Raw genomic sequence first — 18,930 nt, forward strand, 5'->3', positions numbered from 1 at the left:
CTTTACGCGCTAAAGCTCTCACCCGTCATGCGCTCTGACAATTCCCAAAGCGCATCGGCCTTGGCTGGATCGAGCGCATAGCTGCGCACGCCGCTAGTACGCGACGTGTCATCAGTCTCGGCCACATGGCAATCCTCGCAATACAGGCCGCCTTGCCCTTCAAGCTCTTCTGCCGTTGCAGCCCAGCACTGTGTTGCTGCGCCCTGCGGGATGGTCTTCCATTCGAAGTCCGGATCGCTGGCGACCACGCGTTCGGTTAAAGCTTTCGATTCTTCCTCGCTCAAATGTCGGCCCAGATTGGTCTGAATGCCGCCAGGATGCACTGCATAGGCATGCACACCCTTGTTCGCAAAGCGCTGTTCCAGACCGACAGAGAACAAGACATTGGCCGTCTTGGCGTGGCCATAGCTAAGCCATGGATCGTAATCGCGGTTCTCAAAATTGGGATCGTCCATGTTCACAGGGGCGATATGGTGGCCGCGGCTTGAGAGATTGACGATCCTCTTATTCGAACCCTTCTCAACCAGCGGCATCAGCCCTTTGGTTAGCGCAAAGTGGCCCAGATGATTGGTCCCAAATTGGCGTTCAAAACCGTCAGACGTCTGCCCCAGTGGGCACGCCATGACGCCTGCATTGTTGATCAGCACATCGATCTTGTCGAAGCGCTCATTCGCCTCCGCCGCGCAAGCTCTCACGCTATCGAGTGATCCCAGATCGCCGATAATTGTCTCGATATTGGCGTCAGGCGTTTCGGCCTTAATCGCGCTGACCGCCTCATCCAGCTTGGCCTGATCGCGTCCGGCCAGAACCACATGCGCGCCCTTTGCGGCCATCGCCCGGCCCGTTTCCTGACCCAGCCCGGAATTGCCGCCGGTGATGAAGACTGTGGTCCCGGACAGGTCTTTGCCCGCGAGGACTTCATCTGTGGTGGTGTGATGGCCGAAACTGCTCATTTATTCTGTCTCCCGAATCTGGTTTGCGCTCACCTAGCATCAAACGCAGGAGGGGCGCGATGGCAAAACCACCGCGCCCCTCTCACAAGCCGGCCACAATGTGGCCGTGACGAAACAGTGACGAATTCTTACTTCTTATCCATCTCGGCCAGTTTCTTCGCAGCCCAATCCCGGCCACCAAGGCCGAAGGCGAGCGAGCCAGCAACGGCCAAGCTGACCACTAAGGCGCCGAAGCCGATAGTGACGATCTCATCGCCAATATCCATCTGCTTAAGCCCCATAAAGGTGAAGATCAGCATGGTCGCATAGCGGATGATTGTGCCTTGCACGCTGTCTGCGCCCACAAACTTGGCAACCACATTGGCGACCAGGAAACCGATCCCGATGACCGCTGCACCAAACAGGACGCTGCCGCCTTGCTTGAGCACGTCATCAAGGATCTCGGTGACTTGCGGGAAGCCCAGTGTGTTGGTCGCTGCAATGGCGAAGAACAGGATGATCCCAATCTGCACAATGCGCGCAAGCACGTCTGATGCTTTCGTCGATGCTGGCAGAACGCCGAGCGCCGTGATCGGGCCATCAATGCCGAGGCCAGAGAGCAACTCAGTCAACACATCGACTGCAAAGCGGCTGATGAAGTAGCCAAGACCCAGCAAAATACCCGCGACAACAATCTGCGGGATTGCCGCCATGATCATTTGCAGCATATCGGTTGCGGGACCAGAGATCGCCGCAATGTCGAGCACGCCGAGAGCGCCAATGCCAACGGGGATCGCGATGAGAGCGTAGATGATCACGCCCAGGGTCTTGCTGATCGTGGTGTTGCCGGTAACTTCATCAGCGCCCGCACGGTTCGCCCATTTGTCGATGTCGATGGTTTGCATCGCCGTCACTGCGATGTCGCGAACGATGCCAGCGATCATCAGGCCGATGAAGAGCAGGAGGCCCGCACCTGCAAGCTTAGGCAGGTAAGACATCACCGTATTGAGCAATTCATTGATCGGGCCAGCAACGCCGCCCAGTTCCAGCACGTCGAGAATAGCGAGCAGGCCAAACAACCAGATCAGCAGCGACACGATCTTGCCAAGCGATGCGCCAATGCTTTCGCCGCTGCTGGTGTCCCGATTAAGGAAGTTCACGCGATCAACAAGTTTGGCAAAAGCCCACTTCGCAGCATTGGCAATTAGCCATGTGATCAGCAGAATGCCCAGCGCAAACACGGCTTTCTCGCCGAGTTCCATGGCCAGATCAGGATCGAATTGATAGTTTCCGATTTGCATGAGATCCCCCTCTAGGATTGAATATCGATACGAAACAAAGTGTTGGGCGCAAATGTATCGTGTCGCGTTACAAAATATTGCGCCGTAATGTACGTTAATTTAAATATTGCGAGGCATTGTATTGCATATGCGTAAGAAAATTACAAGTGCGCTGTCGCTAGTGGTCGCTGCTGGGCTCATGTCGGTCCCCGTTGCCGCACAGGACGCTCAGGGTGAGCCGCGCTGGTCCATTGCGATCCATGGCGGGGCGGGAACGCTGAGCCCTGACAATATGACCCCCGAACGCCGCGCGCAGTATGAGGCGTCTTTGCAAGAGGCATTGGATGCAGGGGCGACAATCCTTGCCGAGGGCGGCACTGCAATGGAGGCGATCCAGGCCGCGATCATTCCGATGGAGGACAACCCGCTGTTTAACGCTGGCCGCGGTGCGGTGTTCACATGGGACGGCGTGAATGAACTCGACGCCTCGATCATGGATGGCTCTGACCGCAGCGCGGGCGCAGTGACGGGTGTGACAACGGTGCGCAATCCCATCCTGCTAGCGGACAAGGTTCGCACGGAAAGCCCACATGTCTTTCTGATGGGCGATGGCGCGGAGCAATTTGCAGGCGAACAGGGTTTTGAAGTCACTCCGCCTGAATGGTTCGCCACTGAAGCGCGCCGTCGTTCGCTAGAACGGATGCGCGAAAACCAGCTTTCCGCGCTCGATGTCGATCACAAATTTGGAACGGTGGGTGCGGTCGCGCTCGACCAAGATGGCAATCTGGCTGCGGGGACTTCAACAGGTGGCATGACCGGCAAACGCTGGGGCCGGATTGGCGATGCCCCTGTGATCGGCGCTGGCACCTATGCCGACAATCGCTCTTGTGCGGTTTCGGCGACGGGCTGGGGAGAGTATTTTATCCGCGTCGGTGTGGCGCAGGAAATATGCACGCGTTTGCGACTAATCACTTCGCAACTTGCCTTTGAAGGTGGTGGAGAAGAAGCGCAGCAGCACCGCGAATGGCTCGCTGAGCAAGACTACGCCCAAAACATCGCTGATGCCGTGATGGCAGATGTTGCTCGGCTAGGCGGCGATGGCGGGGTTGTCCTTGTGACACCTGAGGGCGAAGCACTCTACAGCTTCAACACCACCGGTATGTATCGCGGACGAGCAACCAGTGAAGGTGTGAGCGAGGTCGCGATTTTTGGAGGAGAGGGCGGAACAAACCCATCTTCCACGCCCGACCACTAATCGGTCATAGACCTTCGAGCCGGCATCCGCGCGCTTCCAATATGGGCTTCATTTCCCAATAAGCGGCGGGTGTCCGAGTAAGGGGGATATAGGGGTGTAGGTGGTGAACGATGTGAAACTGCATCCCCATTGATCCGATATTGCCGACCTTCGATTTCCAGCTGCGCGTGTTGCGATAGCGGCCAATTTCGTTGCCCGGATGATGCGGTGCCCAGCTTAGGAAGAAAATGATGTACACCATCGCAATCTGGTACGGCAGCCACCACAGCAGCAGCGCTTCTAGAGCAAATCCATTCCATGCAAGCACACCCAGAACCGCAATAAAGCCAATCTTGTAGGCGAGACTTAAGACAATCAAATCCTCGCGCCCGGCACGCACCAGTGCGGCGAGATAGTCACCATTGCGTTTGGCGCCGGGTTGCCGCTCCTGAATTGATCGCCAGATCGCGCTCCATGGGCCCGGCGCTTTCGTCGTGATGTCGACATCCTTTTCAGGATCATTGGTGTGGCGGTGGTGATCGAGATGCGTGATGCGGAGCACTTCAAATGGAAGGATCAGCATCCAATTCGTCGCATGGCCCACCAGCTCATTGAGCCAGCGCAGTTTCGTGCCGGGCCGCGCGATTATGTCATGCTGCGCCTCGTGGGTTGGCAGATAGACCAACGCCATATTGATGGTCGCAATCGGGAAAGCGAGCCACAAGGGCAGCGCTTCCAACAGCACCAGCGGCCATAAGGACAGCCAAATGGCGAGATTGCCAAAGGCCCAGATCACCGCCTCCCATGGGAACTTGCCTGAATGTTTGCGAGCGATCTTCAACTCAAGCTTGCGCAGTTCTGGATCGGACAATTGCGACACGTCAGTAGGCAAAATGGGCGATTGCGCGTTCACACCCACCTCCCGCTGATCTGAGCGAAAAGTCCCCAGGCTCCTGCGACAACCAATGCCGCAGCCAGCGAGGAGTAGCCAATCGGTGCGGACACACCCAGTACCTGCATCCCTTGGTCCAGCAGAGGCGCCAGAAATGCGAACGCAAAACCAGCGGCAGACTAGCGGCGATGAATTTGATGATGCGTTCCATGATGCCTCTCGCCAGAGATCAGTAGCAGATTGCCACTAGAACGGAAATGGACGGTCACCTTTGGCAAATCGGCGCAGGACTGAACCGACTTGTGCAAGGGCGGCTTCGGACGCTGGATCAATCTGCTGATGTTCGCCGCGAGCCCGAAAATAGGCGGCAAAGGCTACAGGGCCCTTCTCGCTTTCGGGTTCTTCAGCAAAGCCAATATCGACATAGAGGCTGCCCATGCCGGGCCAAAAGGATGTGCCAGTTTTGTCGCCGCTCACCCAATCGTCTGCCAGTCCGGCCCGCACCCGGTTTGCACCGGTGGCGGTATCGGCCATCCATTGTTTGAGCTGCGCACGCTCAGCATCGGGCAGCACATCGCCATAGACCAGCTTGGCCACAGTGCGCGCCATGGCAGCAGGCGTGGAGGTGTCGCGGATTTCGGTGGGCGGTGCGTTGTTGAGCTGTGGCTCGTTCCGATCAAGACGGCTCACATCATCCCCGATTGAGCGCCAGAATGCCGTGAGTGCAGGCGGCCCGCCAATTTCGCGCAACAGGAAATTGGCCGCGCTGTTGTCAGACGTGGTCTGCGTTGCCTCGGCCAGCTCACGTAGAGTTGCACCAGACGTGGTGCGTTCGCTCGTAAACGGGGAATAGGACACCAGCTCATCAGCGGTCCAAGTTACAATGCGATCCGCATCATCCTCCCCGCTCGCATGGCGTTGCAGCACTTTGGCCGCCAGTGATGTTTTGAACGAAGAGCAATGGCCAAACCGGCGGTCGCGATTGAGCCCGATCGAGCGACCTGAATTCACCTCGAACAGCTCTGCGCCAAGCGTGCCGCCTGCATTGGCCTCAATTATCCGCAACGTTGAGATAAGCCGTCCAGCTGGGCTTTGGTCAGGCGGAACGCAGCCCGCAGCCCCAATCGCAATACCCGTCGCGATGGTCCCACCAACAAAGCCGCGCCGGTCCATGCTCATGAGAACTTGTCCGCTTTACGCTTACCAAACCGCATGTCCCCTTCGAGCTTCGCGCGCAATTGGGCGTAAAAAGCTTCAAGGAAGGCGCGTTCATCGCCTGCGCCCGGATCCCAGCCAATCTTGCGGCAGATGGTCGCATGGACCGCCGAAAGCGCATCGGGCTGAGCATCGCGCAGCATGCGCTCGAGCGTTTGCAGCTCATGCTCGCCATAGATTGAAAGCTCGTCCTCGCCGAACTGGTAGCTGGCTCCTGTCATGGAGCTCGCACCGCCAGCAGCGGCTCCTTGGGTGGAGAGCGCTTCGGCTAACCTGGTGCGCGGTGCATCGACCACCCAAGTGCCGGCAATCACATCACCTGCGCGCATCGCATCCTTGTTGAAGAAGGGGAAGGCCATAAACACGAGGAACCAGATCATGCCTGAAAGACCAAAGCTACCGCTCTCGCCGCTGGGTGCGACAAGCAGGAAAATTAGCGGCATGAACATCTCAATATCGCGCAGCAAATTGCGCGCGATAATCGCCTCAGCCGTCAGCCTGCCACCGCCGCGCGCTGCGACACGAATGCCGACCATTCGCTTTCCAATGGTCGCTCCGCGTGGTCCCAGCTCAAGCGCGAGAAAATATCCGTATCGTGCGAGGAAAAGGGTGAGAATGACGATGATGACAAGAAACTCAGCGGCTCCAGAGACTTGATCGTCAAGCGTGTTGCCCACTTCATCCAACAGCCCACCAGCAATCAAGCCAAGGACGATGAAGAACACTGTGACACCAAAGCCAAGCAGCAGAAAATCAAGGATAAGCGCGCCCAGCCGTGACCCGCGCGATGCGATGCGCACAGGGACCGCGATCCCCTCTGGCGTGATCAGCGTGCGTTCACGCTTTTGATCAGGGCTGATAATCCCGGAGCTCATGCGGCAAAATCCTCATCATTCTCGGCCAGGGTGCGCGAGTGGTAGAGGAAGAAATAGGCGAGCCAGAAGACAAGGAACGCGCCGCCAATCACAAAGCGCGCTTCATGCCCGTCGACCAATTGCCGGGGGAAGGCTTCGAGGATAGCGGCGACCACCATCATGATGACAACGCCAACCATGACAATGGCGCTGCGCCGACCGCTGGTGGCGGCGGCTTCGAGGACGGAGTGGTTGCCCGGAAACGCCATATTGCGCCCGATATGAAGGCCTGCTGCGCCCGCAAGCAGGATGCCGAACAGCTCGGTCGTCCCATGCACACTCAGCCATGCGGAAAACTCGACCAGCAGGCCCGCTTCGTTAAACAGCCACAGCATCGCGCCCAGCATCGCCATATTGTGCACCAGCAGCATGAGCGACGGGATGCCAAAGGCAAATCCCAATGCGAATGCCAATATGCACACCCCTGCATTGTTGCTGAAAAGCGAGGCGGCGAATGTCGATAGACCAGCGGTCAATTCCTCAACCGCCAGCGTGCTGAGCAAATCCTCTCTGCTGGCACCTGGCCCTCTATCCCCTGCCAAGCTGATGGGGACGAGGCGATAATACCATTCATTGTCCTGCGCGACGAGCACCCAGCCAACCACCGCGCCAGCCACCATCACAAACAGCGCGATGCAGATGTCGAGCCAAATCTCGCGCACGGCCTTGCTCCATCCGCCGCGGATGAAGCCTGCAAACCAAGCAAAAAAGCCTTTGCGCGGCCCATAGACTTGAAACCATGCGCGCTGGACCAGACTTTCCAGATAGCCGAGCGTTGCGCGGTCCAAACTGGTCTCGCGCGCGACAGAAAGGCTGGAGGCGGCGGTGCGGTAAAGGGTGGGGAGGGCGAGCAAGTCTTCGTCAGTGATCTTGCGCAGGCCCCCTTTTTCCATGCGCACGACGATGTCTTCAAGGCGCTTCCAATCGTCCTCACGCTCCAAACGGAAGCGATCTGAACGCAGGGCTGCGCTTTCGATATCGGTAGGGGCGGCGACTTCGCCTTTGCCAAACCATGACGAGATTTTGCGGGCCGCCGTTGGTTGTTTGAGAGGCGCAGTGCTCATCCGATGGCCTCGCTGTTCTTGATCATGAAATAGCGGTCAATCAGCTGGTAGCCGATCTGGTCATACGGCGCCTCAATCACATCCACGCCCATGCGGCGCAGACGTTGCAAGACGATGCTGCGTTGATGCAGCAATGTGTCCGCTGTGACGGAACGCGCCAAGGTTGCGATATCGCCCGGGTCTTCGTCGATGAAGGTTTCAAGCTCACTATCAGCAATCGTCACAAACAAAACGAGATGCTTGTCCACCAATCGCCCAATGCTCTCGATCATCAATTCTGCCGCTGTCGGGTCCGTGAAATCTGAGAATAAGACAATCAAAGATCGCCGCTGAAGTTTCGCGGTGAGCGTAGCGAGCGCGAGCGTGAAATTGGGCTCTGCCGCGTCGTAATCGAGCGCGGCGGCCGCGCTTTGCAAGCGGTGGAAGGCGCGGCTGTCATTGACGAAAGGCGTCATGACTTGCGGGCGCTGGGCAAAGCCAAACAGGGAGATTTTGTCGCCGCCCTTTAGCGCGACATAGGAGCAGGTGAGCGCAGCTGTTACCGCCCTGTCGATGCGAGGCATTCCATCAACCGGCTCACACATCGCCTGACCGCAATCGAATGCGAACACGATCTGGTTGTTGCGCTCGCTTTCGTTTTCGCGGGCATAAAGATGCGTGTGGCGCGCGCTTGCTTTCCAGTCGATTTTGCGACGGTCCATTCCCGGTTGATACTCGGTCAGCGCTTCAAACTGAGTGCCTTCGCCGCGAATACGCCGCGCGATCAGGCCCGTTGCAGCGTCGCGCATAAAGGTCTGCAATTCCTTTGACCGTACAGGGGAAAGGTCAGGCCAGATGCGCAGTTCTTCGCCCAAATCCTTCTGCGTCTGACGCGAGCCCAGGCCAAGCGGACCACTCCACCTGATCCATGCGCGCGTAATGGCGGCGGTCCCGCGTCGTTCTGGATGGACATCGACCGTGCCGCTATGCGCGCCGGTGTCAGGCTCTCGCAAAAGCGTGACTGTCGCGCGGCCCGCTGGGGCAAGGCGAGGATCGAATTCCAGCGCTGCTTCCGGGCCGCTCATCACGCGGCTGGAAAAGCGGGCGTGCACATCCAATGCGGTTGCTTGACCCACTTCGGTGTCTGCGGGCACGATGACATGCCATTCCTTGCACGAGCCTGCGAGCAACCCATCCACTACGATCAGCGCGACCAGAGCAACCGCAGCGATGGGCGCGATCACCCACATTGCAGGCTGCACTGCTGCCACCACCAGACCAACAGGCGCAAAGCCAGCGATCAGCCAAGCGGCGCGTTCGGTCGGGACAAGGGGAAGGGATAAGGCCATGCTTTGCGCAGTTTACCTTGGCGCTTCTGTGGCTTCGATCAGCTCGGCGACCAATGCTTCAACATCGCGGCCTTCGATCTCGGCGGCTGGGCTGAGCGTTAGGCGGTGGCGCAGAACTGGCACAGCGAGAGCCTTCACATCATCGGGGATCGCATAAGCGCGTCCTTCGAGTGCGGCACGCGCCCTCGCGGCATTGGCGAGCATCACAGCTGCACGCGGGCTAGCACCCACGGCGAGTTCTGAATGCTCACGCGTTGCCCGCACCAGCCGCACGACATAATCAGTGATCTCTTGTGCGACAGTCACGTGGTCAAGCGCGGCCGTTGCCAGTGTCAGAATTTCTGCATTGGCAACGGCCTGCACGCCCAAATCCGCCGGACGTTGCGGGCCACTGCGCGAACCATAGCTTGCGACAATGCGCGCTTCTTCCGTTGCATCAGGATAGGGCACGAGCAGTTTGAACAAGAACCGGTCAAGCTGCGCCTCTGGCAGTGGGTAGACACCTTGGTTCTCAATCGGGTTCTGCGTCGCCACCACCATAAAGCGCGCGCCCAATTGGTGCGTTTCACCATCCAAAGTCACGCGCCGTTCCTGCATCGCCTCCAGCAAAGCGGCCTGCGTCTTTGGCGGGGTGCGGTTGATCTCATCTGCCAGCAGCAATTCGCAAAAGATCGGACCGCGGGTAAGCGTAAATTGGCTGGTTTGGAAGTTGAACAGGTTCGAGCCCAGAATATCGCCGGGAAGCAGGTCTGGGGTGAACTGAATACGACCAAAGTCCAATCCCAAAGCGGTTGAGAAGGCCTGCGCGAGGAAGGTCTTTGCCGTGCCTGGAGGCCCCTCCATCAGCACATGCCCTTGGCTCAGCATCGCGACCAGCAATTGATCGACCATCTCGTCTTGCCCGACGACAGCCTTGGCAATCTCAGCGCGGATGGCATTGGCAAGGCTGCGCACATCACCCAGTGTCATGCCAATCTCTTGCGGGGCATCTGGCGCAGTGCTGCCCGCTTCGGTTCCGGGATCATTGGTCATTTGGCGGATTTCCCTGTTGGATTTTTGATTTTGAGTTTTTCGGTAAGTTCGTTGAGCGCCTGTGCGGCGCGCAGGATTTCGCTGGGTTTGTCCGCATTCTCCATGCGCGCGGCGCGATAGGAATACGGCTCTTCATTAGGCAGCCGGCGGGCGAGCGCTGCGTCGATGGTTTCGGCGTCAGGCTTCGCAATACCCAAAGCGCGGCCCAATCGTCGCTCAACCAGTGCGACATAAGGCGCGCCCAGCAATCCCAATCGCCGCGCTCGCACAATCAGACCAGCGCCATTGCTAACCAATCGGCTTTTGCCAAAGGCAAAGTCAGGTGTGCTTGCTGCCGCAGGGCCAAATCGCAAAAATGCTCTCCATCCCACCACAAGCATCGCCAAGATCAAACACAAGGTCGCAGCGAGGAACGGCGGCTGAAACGCCAGCGTCAAAAGGTTGGTCGAATTGCCGTAGCCATTGAGCGTCATGTCGAACGTGACCATGGTCATGTCACCGTAGCCCGCCTCGCGCACAAGGGCGACCGCCGCTGCTGCGCGGTTGCGGTCTGACAGGCCGTAATTGTTCATCAGATCAGGATCGATGACGAACATCGTCCAATGGGCGTTTTCGTAATAATCGGTGCCTTCATCCCCGATCACGTTCAGAGCAAGGATGTGGCCCGCGCCATCGACGATAACCGGGTCGTGGGCGGTGTTTTCCTTGGCAAAGACGATTGAGCGTGTGGGCAGCTCGCCAGAGAAGCCAAGCCCCTCCCAATAGGGCGACTGGTCATCTTCAAGCAGTTCAACCTCGGTCTTGATGCGAAAGGGTTCTGCCAACTCATCAACCCAATCCTGCCCAAAGGCACCCTGCAGCGACACCCAGTCGGAGCGAACTTTGTCGCGGTCTTCTTCGGCAATGCGACCTTCGACCCGGCCGACATACCATTTGGGCAAGATCACGAGTGTGGGGCCGACATATTGGCGGTTTTCCAGGATCGTAGAAAACTCGATTGGATCGGTTTGCTGGTCAGGCGTCAGGATCAAAAGGCCGCTCGTATCAAGGCCGCTGGTCTCGCGGGAGCGTTCCACTTCGAACCCCTCGCCTTCGAGCAATTCAACCAGAGCAGCATAGCCATTCAGACCATTGGCAGAGGCATGCGCCGCGCCGCGCTGTTCGCCCCCGCCCGTGTCCCCGACTGAGATGAAATAGATCATCGCCAGAAATGCGGTGAAGCTGACTACTACGATGCCAAGCACAGCCCCTCTGCTAAACGGCGATCCTCCGCGTGGATTTGTGGCCGCGCCGCTCATACCGCTCTCACCTCGCCCGCAGGAGCGCCAATCGCTGTGCTGGCTTTTGCAGACCCTTCAATCCGCGCCAAAGCGAAATTGGCATAGGCAGAGCGGGCCGCCTCCCAGTCGCTTTTGTCGAGTGAGCGAAGCGCAAACAGGCTGCGTTCGACGCGTTCTGAAATGGTGGCAAAGGCGGTGCGGGCAGCGTCTGACAATCTGGGAAGCGCGGCAAGTTCACGCGCTGTGCTGGATGGATCCACCCAATCAGGCCGCGCTTCAGCAATTTGCCCCACACTTCGTTGCAGCAACAAGTGCGTCGCTTCATCATAGCGACCTTCTGCGGCCAGCTGATCTGCATCATCCAGCAGGGCGATGCTGTCTTCTTCATCGGGTTGCCATTCAGGCTCGCTCGTCGCGGTCTTTTCCTTCTTCGGATTGCGAGCCAGCGGCCCCACTGTGCGCGCAATCAGGTAGAGGACGAACAGGACCAGCAAGCCCAGCAAGACCCAAGCGAGGACGGGCCATGCAATGCCCAAAGCCTGCCCGATTGGCGCGAGAATAGCACCGAGCGCTTCGAAAAAGCCGACCAATGCCTGCTCAAACCAACCCGGTTCGCTGGGCTCGGGGGGGGAGGAGGCGGGGCAAGCTCGACCTCCTCAAACTGGATCGCCGAATTCTCGCGAAGCTCGTCCCAACTTGCAGGCATACCGTCGGAGGAGCCGCTGTTGCTCGTCACAACAGGACTTATCTCAGGCGCCCCTTCCTCTGGAGGAATAATCTGCACAGCGTTCGTCATGCGGGGGCATTGGTGGCATGGTCTAACGGGCGGCGCAACCAGATTGGCGCGCGGAATGGGGTGCTTTGTTAACTTTGCGCAGAAAACTGAGGTGAGATGGCGAGCTTAGCCGCGTTTGCGGGCCTGTTCATAGGTGCCCAGCACGCGCAATTCCTTGGAATGAAACGCGCATTCTTCCAGCGCCCTGTCCACTGCCGGATCGCCCGGCACGCCGATAATGTCAGCATAAAAACGCGTGGCGGAAAAGCTGGTGCCCTGCTGATAGCTTTCCAGCTTGGTCATATTGACGCCATTGGTCGCAAAACCACCGAGCACCTTATAAAGCGCGGCCGGGATATTTTTCACTTCGAAAACGAAGGTGGTGATCGCTGGTTTGTCCGTATCGTGCGTTAGAAAGGCCGGCTTGTCGGCTAGGATGACGAAACGCGTCATATTGTCTTCAGCGTCTTCGACATTGTTTTCAATGATATCGAGACCGTAAAGCTTGGCTGCGATGGCGGGCGCAATCGCCGCTAATTTCGGATCGCCGCGTTCTTTCACATGCGCCGCTGCACCTGCCGTATCGGCATAGCTTAACGGGACAATGCCGCGCTCGCGCAAGAAGAAGCGCGATTGGCCCAGTGCTTGGGGATGGCTGTAAGCGGCCTCAAATGGACCTGTGCCAATGCCCATCAAGGCGTGGTTGATCGGCATGAAATACTCACCCACGATCGAGAGCCCGCTTTCAGGCAACAGGAAGTGGATATCGGCCACTCTGCCATGCTGCGAGTTTTCAATCGGGATAATCGCCTGACCCGCCCGGCCATCTTTCACCGCTTCCAATGCATCTTCGAAACTGAAGCATGGCAATGGCAGCGCATCGGGGCGCGCTTCTATTGCGGCGCGATGCGAATTAGCGCCAGGTGAGCCTTGAAATGCAATGGCGCGTGCCGGATCCCCTTGCGCAGCAGCGCGCAATTCGTCGACGATATGTTGAGCTGGTATGGGAAAACTTCGCATGATTGCCCGCTTTGCTAATGCGGGAGCGCCGGGGCGGCAAGGGCACACGCAAAGACTATTGCAAGTTACGCATTTATTCGTGATGTGTTTCACCTTGCGCAGTAACCAGAGCGGCATTATGGGGGCGCCGGGATGACACAAGAAACCAACAACGAAGCTGCGCCGACCACCCAAGAGGGCTCTGGCGATCTGTTCAACACCGCTGCGGGCTGGGTGCTTTTCGCCGCCGGTCTTGGCCTTGGCTTGTCTATTCTTTCGGACAAGTACTTCCACGGCTACGCGCCAGAGCGTCCTGAAACGCCAGGCTACCTGATCGAAGTCGCCGAAGTAGAAGGCGAAGCCGAAATGACCATGGCGGCTGCGCTCAACATGATGCCGCAGGATGACCTTATCGCAGCAGGTGAGCGCGTTTTTGCTAAGTGCTCCGCCTGCCACACGATTGAACAAGGCGGTGCCAATGGTGTCGGCCCGAACCTTTACGGCATCATGGGCGCTGGCAAAGGCAATGCAGCTGGCTTCGGCTATTCCAGCGCTTTGACCAGCTTTGGTGGTCAATGGGGCTGGGAAGAGATGAATGAGTGGCTCGATAACCCACGCGGTTACATCGATGGCACATCGATGGGCTTCAACGGCATTTCCAGCATCGAAGACCGCGCTGCGGTTGCGATGTACATGAATTCATTTGGCTCAAACCTGCCCGTTCCTGAATATGTCGCCGAAGCGGCCGCCGAATCAGAAGCTGAGGCTAACGAAGAAGCTGCAGTAGAAGCCGAGCAGGATGTTGCCGAAGCAACGTCAGAAGAAACCGCAGCGGCTGAAGCTAGCGAGTGATCTTCAAGCGGGCGCGCTCAATCGCGCCCCTTGAACCCTTGAGCAACGACATACCACTCCGATGAGCCCTTGCGGCTGGCCGGAGGTTTAGCGTGTTTGACGCTGGTGAAATGCTGCTTGAGCAGGGTCAGCAATTCAGTGTCGGTTCCGCCTGCCAACACTTTGGCAACGAACGCGCCGCCTTTCTCCAAAGTCTCTGTCGCAAACCACGCGCCAGCCTCGACCAAAGCCATTGTGCGCAAATGGTCAGTTTGTTTGTGACCTACGGTGTTTGCAGCCATATCTGACAGCACCAGATCAGGCGGCCCGCCCAATGCCTCTTCCAACGCAGCAGGCGCTTTGTCATCCATGAAATCCATTTCGAAGATCGTGACGCCTTCAATGGGTTCAGTCGGCAACAGGTCGATCCCAACCACTTGCGCCTTGGGAGATTTCGCCCGCACCACCTGGCTCCAACCGCCCGGCGCAATGCCAAGGTCAACCACCCGCTTCGATCCTCTGATTAGGCCAAACCGGTCATCCAATTCGAGCAGTTTGTAGGCCGCACGGCTGCGATAGCCGTCAGCCTTCGCTTGTTTGACATACGGATCGTTGAGTTGACGTTCGAGCCAGCGGGTCGAGGACGCCGTTCGTTTCTTTGCCGTCTTCACACGGCGATCAGGATTGCGGCCAGAGCGTGTCATTGTGTTTGGCCTTTCGGCGGCTTTTTGCCCGATGGCTTTTGGCGGGGCTGGGTGCCGCGATTTTCATTGAGTGCCTTAAGGCTGCGCTCGCTCTGGCGTTCCGCCGCCATGAGGCTGCGCAAAATGCCTTCGCGAATTCCTCTATCTGCCACGCCAAGGCGTTCAGCAGGCCATAGGTCTAGGATTGACTCAAGAATAGCGCAGCCCGCCACCACCAGATCCGCGCGGTCCTGTCCAATGCACGGCAGCTCGCTGCGTTCCTCAGGCGACATGGCAGACAGATCGGTGCTGATGGTCCGCATTGAGTGTGAAGGAACGATCAATCCATCGACCGCTTTGCGATCATAATGCGGCAATTCGAGGTGCAGGCTGGCCAGTGTCGTCACTGTGCCGCTGGTGCCAAGCAGGCGGATATCATCCTTCTTTGACGCCGCGCTAATCCGCTCCGCAAACGGGGCAAAGCTTTCAGATACAAGCTCGCGCATTTTCGCGTAGCGTGCGAGGCGAGCCTCGCGTCCGCCTTCGCCCTCGTTGGACCCGCTTTGATTGACGGTATCGGTGAGCGAGACGACGCCCCACGGCACACTTTGCCAATCAATGATGCGCGGGATTTTGCCACCCGGCTCCAGCAGGACGAGCTCGGTTGAACCTCCGCCAATGTCAAAGATGACAGCAGGGCCGTGGCCTTGCTCTAGCAAGATGTGGCAGCCCAAAACCGCAAGGCGCGCCTCTTCTTCGGCGCTGATGATGTCGAGCACGATGCCAGTCTCGCGGCGCACGCGTTCGATAAATTCCTCTCCATTGGCGGCTCTGCGACAGGCTTCTGTTGCAACTGACCGTGCCAGCCGGACATTGCGGCGGCGCAATTTGTCAGCGCAAATCGCCAGCGCGCCGACAGCGCGGTCCATCGCATCATCGGAAAGCTTGCCGCTGTTAGCCAAATCTTCGCCCAGCTTCACGACGCGGCTAAACGCGTCGATTACGGTGAAGTCTTTGCCGGACGGGCGTGCGATCAATAAGCGGCAATTGTTGGTGCCAAGGTCTAGCGCAGCATAAGCTTCGCCGCGGCGGAACGGGGCGTTTGGTTTGCTCGGATTGGAAGGCCGGCTGGGTCTGCTATCACCGCGCGAGCGATTTGTTCCGCGCGCATCACTACCAGTTTCGCCGCGCGCATTACTGCTGCGCTTCTGGCTGGCTCTTTGGCCGCGCTGGTTGGGGCGTTTGTAGCGAAAATCGGCTACCTTGCCGGACTTGCCGCCCCGTTTTTTACCAGCTCTTTTCTTTTCGTCCGGCGGAAGCGGATCCGCCATAAAAAATTCTTTCTACTCACTGACGAGTAAGAATATCGCCAGCACCTGATCAGAAAGTAACCCAAGGGCGCCGCAAGAGCAAGAATGCATACCGGCGTCACTGGCCTTGACCAAGGCGCAGGCCAAACCTAACAGGCGCGTCTCGCGCGCGAAGGCTCTAGCGATTCCAGCAGTCTCAACGCCAAAATGCCCCGTCGTCTAATGGTAAGACTACGGACTCTGACTCCGTCAATTGAGGTTCGAATCCTCACGGGGCATCCATTCTCCACCTATCCCTGCTTGCTCGCGCTTCGCCGCGCGCCTAGAGAATCTCTCATATGACTGAAAAAGACCTAACTGATCGCAAGTTCTATCCCGCCAACGAAGAAAGCCGTTTTGCTGATGAGGCCCCACAGGGCACCCCGCAAACGGACCATCCCGCCTATAAACTGGCGTTTCGTGATGACGAATTTCTGCTCCGCGATGAGCTGCGCCCGGTTCGCTTTCAATTGGAGCTGCTGAAGCCAGAAATGCTGCTGGATGAGGCGCGCGTCGGATCGACCATGGTGATGTATGGATCAGCGCGTATCCCTTCACCCGATGAGGCGCAGGCGAAGATCGACGCGGCCAAGGATGGCGATGAATTCGAACAAAAGGTCGCACAGCGCCTTGCCGACAAAGCCAAATATTATGCCGAAGCGCACAAGCTGGCGAAGATGGTCACGGAAAAAGGGATCATCGAAGAGGGTAAGCGCCAGTTTGTTGTATGCTCGGGTGGTGGGCCATCAATTATGGAAGCCGCCAATCGCGGAGCAAGCGATGCGGGCGGCGAGTCCATCGGGCTCAATATTGTCCTGCCGCATGAACAGGCACCCAACCCCTATGTGACGCCATATTTGTCGCTGAACTTCCACTACTTTGCGCTGCGCAAGATGCATTTCCTGCTGCGCGCGCGGGCTGTGGCGGTGTTCCCAGGTGGTTTTGGCACATTCGATGAATTCTTTGAGCTGCTCACGCTCATTCAGACAGGCAAGATGAAGCCTGTTCCGATCCTGCTCTTCGGCAAGGATTTCTGGACCCGTGTCGTCGATTTCGAAGCCATTGCCGAAGAGGGCACGATTTCGAAAAAAGACCTTGAGCTGTTCCGCTGGTGCGAAAGCGCAGAGGATGCTTGGGCGCATATCGCTGAATTCTACGAGTTGGATGCGTAAGCCCATGAGGGCTTAGCTCCGCGCTTCCAAATCGTCGCGCTGCGCCTTTGCACGTGGCAGCCCCACCTTAGTGGCGAGCCCGGCGCGCTCTAACATGGCGATGACCCACCAACCTGGGTCAGACTGCCCTTCATCCAAACCGATGCGTGCGCTTTCGGGGAAGGCGTGGTGATTGTTGTGCCAACACTCGCCATAGGTGATGAGGCCGAGGCCGGGCAGATTTGCAGCCTGAATGCCGGCGCCTTTGACCCGCCACTTACCCGGGTTGGCGCGGTCCTCCGGTCGGTGGCAGAAATAGGTGATCGTCCAATGCCCCGCCGTGCTCACGAAGACGCGCGCGCAGATACCCCAAAGAACAAATGGCCAGCCGCCCCACGCGAACAGAGCCAAGGCTAGTGGCAATTGCTGCCAGCGCCATGTCGTATCGAGGAAGCGGTAGAACGGATCCTGCGCCAGCTCTGGTTCGAGTGTGACCTTTGGCGGTGAGACAAATTCAAACCGGTAAAACAGATTCCATGTCAGATCGCGCAAGAAACCGCGGCGATGGGCGAAAAAGTAATGGCATTCAGGTTCGCGCTGCGCCCAGTCACGCGTGTCATGGATGCGAATAATGCCTGAGGGGCCGGAAACGCCCACAATTGTGCCGATATAGATCAGCGTACGGGCCAGCCAAATAGGCACCTTGAACGTGCGGTGGATCATCATGCGGTGCATGCCCACGCTGTGACCGATCAGCAGCGTGGCGTAAGTCAGGATAAGGAACAGCAGCACGCTTTCCCAAGTCGCGATGGCCACCGCGAATAGGGTTCCGAGCAGCATGGCTCCATTCCAAAGAGCTTTTGGCCAATCCAGCACGACACAGCCCGCACAAGGGTCAGCCTCACGGCCATCGACCCTAATGACGGGCTCCATCATAACTTGCGCACCGCATAATGGCCCAGCGGGCCGTTGCCTTCGCCAAAGCCGGGGGCTTCCTCAATAGCGCGCAGCACAAAATTGCGACCCAATCTAACCGCGTGCTCAAGGTGCTGCCCATGACCAAGCAAGGTCGCAATGGCGCTAGAGAGTGTGCAGCCGGTGCCATGTGTGTGCTGTGTATTGATCCGGGCGTGGTCGAACTGAACCGCGCGCCCGCCCGGCTGGATCAGCACATCGACTATGCGGCTGTCATCTGTGTGGCCACCTTTGGCAAGAATGGCGCAGCCTGTTTCTTTGCTCAAACCCTCCGCTGCCACAATCATCTCTCGATTGGTCTTGGGCTCGCTGTCGGTAAGGTGGCTTAGCTCGGGCAGATTGGGCGTGATCAAGAAGGCGAGTGGGAAGAGCTTCTCGCGCATCGCCGACAAAGCATCGGGCGCGATCAGGACAGACCCACTGGTCGAAACCATGACCGGGTCGAGCACAACCGGCACATCCACATCCTCGATCGCGTCAGCGACCGCCGTGATGATCTCGACATCATGGAGCATACCGATTTTGATCGCATCAATGCCGATGTCATCCACGCAAGAATTGATCTGTTTATAGACGACATCGCCAGACATCGGCGCGATGGCCTGCACGCCAACGCTGTTTTGCGCCGTGATGGTGGTAACCGCGCTCATCGCATAACCACCCAGCATTGTGATCGTTTTAATGTCTGCCTGAATGCCAGCGCCGCCTGAGGAATCAGAGCCTGCTATACTCAGCACACGCGGCGGGGCTTTGGTCGGCTCGCCCGTCATCCTTTGAACTTCCGTTCGGTGCTCGGTGGGTATTTGATATGAAGCTTGGCAGCGCGCGTGGGTCGGTCCATCAATTCACCGCCGCAATTGGGGCATTGATCATCGAGCGCCTCAGCGCATTCGGCGCAAAATGTGCACTCAAAACTGCAGATGAATGCACCGGGCGCCTCTGCTGGCAAATCAGAGCCGCAGCGTTCGCAATCAGGGCGCATTTTGAGCATCAGAT

Annotated in this window: 19 protein-coding genes and 1 tRNA gene; 4 read left to right on the top strand and 16 right to left on the bottom strand. The window is 58.2% G+C overall.

Annotation, left to right across the window (positions count from 1 at the left end):
* Positions 1–2: 2 nt before the first annotated feature.
* Positions 3–953, bottom strand: coding sequence for an SDR family NAD(P)-dependent oxidoreductase (locus tag AC0V6N_RS00485; RefSeq protein ID WP_486169635.1), 951 nt, complete (start codon positions 951–953; stop codon positions 3–5).
* A gap of 128 nt (positions 954–1,081) precedes the next feature.
* Positions 1,082–2,233 carry a mechanosensitive ion channel gene (locus tag AC0V6N_RS00490; protein WP_486169636.1) on the bottom strand — a complete coding sequence of 384 codons (1,152 nt, stop codon included), beginning with the start codon at positions 2,231–2,233 and terminating at the stop codon, positions 1,082–1,084.
* A gap of 127 nt (positions 2,234–2,360) precedes the next feature.
* On the opposite strand from AC0V6N_RS00490, the gene AC0V6N_RS00495 reads away from it, so the two are divergent.
* Positions 2,361–3,467 (top strand): isoaspartyl peptidase/L-asparaginase family protein, encoded by a 1,107-nt coding sequence (locus AC0V6N_RS00495; protein WP_486169637.1) that lies wholly within the window; start codon positions 2,361–2,363, stop codon positions 3,465–3,467.
* Between the two features lie 4 nt (positions 3,468–3,471).
* Here the strand turns inward: AC0V6N_RS00495 and AC0V6N_RS00500 are convergent, their stop codons facing one another.
* From AC0V6N_RS00500 to AC0V6N_RS00540, 9 genes are all read right to left on the bottom strand, one after another.
* Positions 3,472–4,359, bottom strand: a complete 888-nt coding sequence (locus AC0V6N_RS00500; RefSeq protein ID WP_486169638.1) for a fatty acid desaturase — start codon at positions 4,357–4,359, stop codon at positions 3,472–3,474.
* 225 nt (positions 4,360–4,584) lie between these two features.
* Positions 4,585–5,517, bottom strand: coding sequence for a class A beta-lactamase (bla, locus tag AC0V6N_RS00505; protein WP_486169639.1), 933 nt, complete (start codon positions 5,515–5,517; stop codon positions 4,585–4,587).
* Positions 5,514–6,428, bottom strand: a complete 915-nt coding sequence (locus tag AC0V6N_RS00510; protein ID WP_486169640.1) for an RDD family protein — start codon at positions 6,426–6,428, stop codon at positions 5,514–5,516. Before AC0V6N_RS00510 ends, bla begins: the two co-directional genes overlap by 4 nt.
* Entirely contained in the window at positions 6,425–7,531 is a 1,107-nt protein-coding gene (locus AC0V6N_RS00515; protein ID WP_486169641.1) for a stage II sporulation protein M, read from the bottom strand. The genes AC0V6N_RS00510 and AC0V6N_RS00515 overlap by 4 nt, the downstream gene beginning before the upstream one ends.
* Complete coding sequence (locus AC0V6N_RS00520) at positions 7,528–8,859, bottom strand: DUF58 domain-containing protein (protein WP_486169642.1); 1,332 nt, start codon at positions 8,857–8,859, stop codon at positions 7,528–7,530. The genes AC0V6N_RS00515 and AC0V6N_RS00520 overlap by 4 nt, the downstream gene beginning before the upstream one ends.
* A gap of 12 nt (positions 8,860–8,871) precedes the next feature.
* On the bottom strand, positions 8,872–9,828 hold the full coding sequence (locus AC0V6N_RS00525) for an AAA family ATPase (RefSeq protein ID WP_486172397.1): 957 nt from the start codon (positions 9,826–9,828) through the stop codon (positions 8,872–8,874).
* 59 nt (positions 9,829–9,887) lie between these two features.
* Positions 9,888–11,189: a DUF4350 domain-containing protein gene (locus AC0V6N_RS00530; protein ID WP_486169643.1), complete on the bottom strand. Its 1,302-nt coding sequence runs from the start codon at positions 11,187–11,189 to the stop codon at positions 9,888–9,890.
* Entirely contained in the window at positions 11,186–11,761 is a 576-nt protein-coding gene (locus AC0V6N_RS00535; RefSeq protein WP_486169644.1) for a hypothetical protein, read from the bottom strand. The genes AC0V6N_RS00530 and AC0V6N_RS00535 overlap by 4 nt, the downstream gene beginning before the upstream one ends.
* Positions 11,762–12,072: 311 nt before the next feature.
* Positions 12,073–12,966 (bottom strand): prephenate dehydratase, encoded by an 894-nt coding sequence (locus AC0V6N_RS00540; protein WP_486169645.1) that lies wholly within the window; start codon positions 12,964–12,966, stop codon positions 12,073–12,075.
* Between the two features lie 132 nt (positions 12,967–13,098).
* Here AC0V6N_RS00540 and AC0V6N_RS00545 point away from each other — a divergent pair, with 132 nt between their 5' ends.
* Positions 13,099–13,797 carry a c-type cytochrome gene (locus AC0V6N_RS00545; protein ID WP_486169646.1) on the top strand — a complete coding sequence of 233 codons (699 nt, stop codon included), beginning with the start codon at positions 13,099–13,101 and terminating at the stop codon, positions 13,795–13,797.
* Positions 13,798–13,814: 17 nt separating this feature from the next.
* On the opposite strand, the gene AC0V6N_RS00550 is transcribed toward AC0V6N_RS00545, so the two are convergent.
* Both AC0V6N_RS00550 and AC0V6N_RS00555 read right to left on the bottom strand, forming a co-directional pair.
* Positions 13,815–14,480, bottom strand: coding sequence for an RlmE family RNA methyltransferase (locus AC0V6N_RS00550; RefSeq protein WP_486169647.1), 666 nt, complete (start codon positions 14,478–14,480; stop codon positions 13,815–13,817).
* Positions 14,477–15,790: a Ppx/GppA phosphatase family protein gene (locus AC0V6N_RS00555; RefSeq protein ID WP_486169648.1), complete on the bottom strand. Its 1,314-nt coding sequence runs from the start codon at positions 15,788–15,790 to the stop codon at positions 14,477–14,479. The genes AC0V6N_RS00550 and AC0V6N_RS00555 overlap by 4 nt, the downstream gene beginning before the upstream one ends.
* A 187-nt stretch (positions 15,791–15,977) precedes the next feature.
* On the opposite strand from AC0V6N_RS00555, the gene AC0V6N_RS00560 reads away from it, so the two are divergent.
* Both AC0V6N_RS00560 and AC0V6N_RS00565 read left to right on the top strand, forming a co-directional pair.
* Positions 15,978–16,051: transfer RNA gene (locus tag AC0V6N_RS00560), tRNA-Gln, on the top strand.
* A 56-nt stretch (positions 16,052–16,107) separates the two neighbouring features.
* The gene (locus AC0V6N_RS00565; protein WP_486169649.1) at positions 16,108–16,980 is read left to right on the top strand and encodes an LOG family protein; all 873 of its coding nucleotides are present in this window, start codon (positions 16,108–16,110) and stop codon (positions 16,978–16,980) included.
* Between the two features lie 12 nt (positions 16,981–16,992).
* On the opposite strand, the gene AC0V6N_RS00570 is transcribed toward AC0V6N_RS00565, so the two are convergent.
* From AC0V6N_RS00570 to AC0V6N_RS00580, 3 genes are read right to left on the bottom strand one after another with little or no spacing between them, the layout of a single operon-like run.
* Positions 16,993–17,895, bottom strand: a complete 903-nt coding sequence (locus AC0V6N_RS00570) for an acyl-CoA desaturase (protein WP_486169650.1) — start codon at positions 17,893–17,895, stop codon at positions 16,993–16,995.
* The gene (gene thiD, locus AC0V6N_RS00575) at positions 17,892–18,704 is read right to left on the bottom strand and encodes a bifunctional hydroxymethylpyrimidine kinase/phosphomethylpyrimidine kinase (protein WP_486169651.1); all 813 of its coding nucleotides are present in this window, start codon (positions 18,702–18,704) and stop codon (positions 17,892–17,894) included. The genes AC0V6N_RS00570 and thiD overlap by 4 nt, the downstream gene beginning before the upstream one ends.
* Positions 18,701–18,925, bottom strand: coding sequence for a DUF1272 domain-containing protein (locus AC0V6N_RS00580; protein ID WP_486169652.1), 225 nt, complete (start codon positions 18,923–18,925; stop codon positions 18,701–18,703). Before AC0V6N_RS00580 ends, thiD begins: the two co-directional genes overlap by 4 nt.
* Positions 18,926–18,930: the final 5 nt, after the last annotated feature.

This window comes from Erythrobacter sp. S57(2025) (assembly GCF_057365055.1).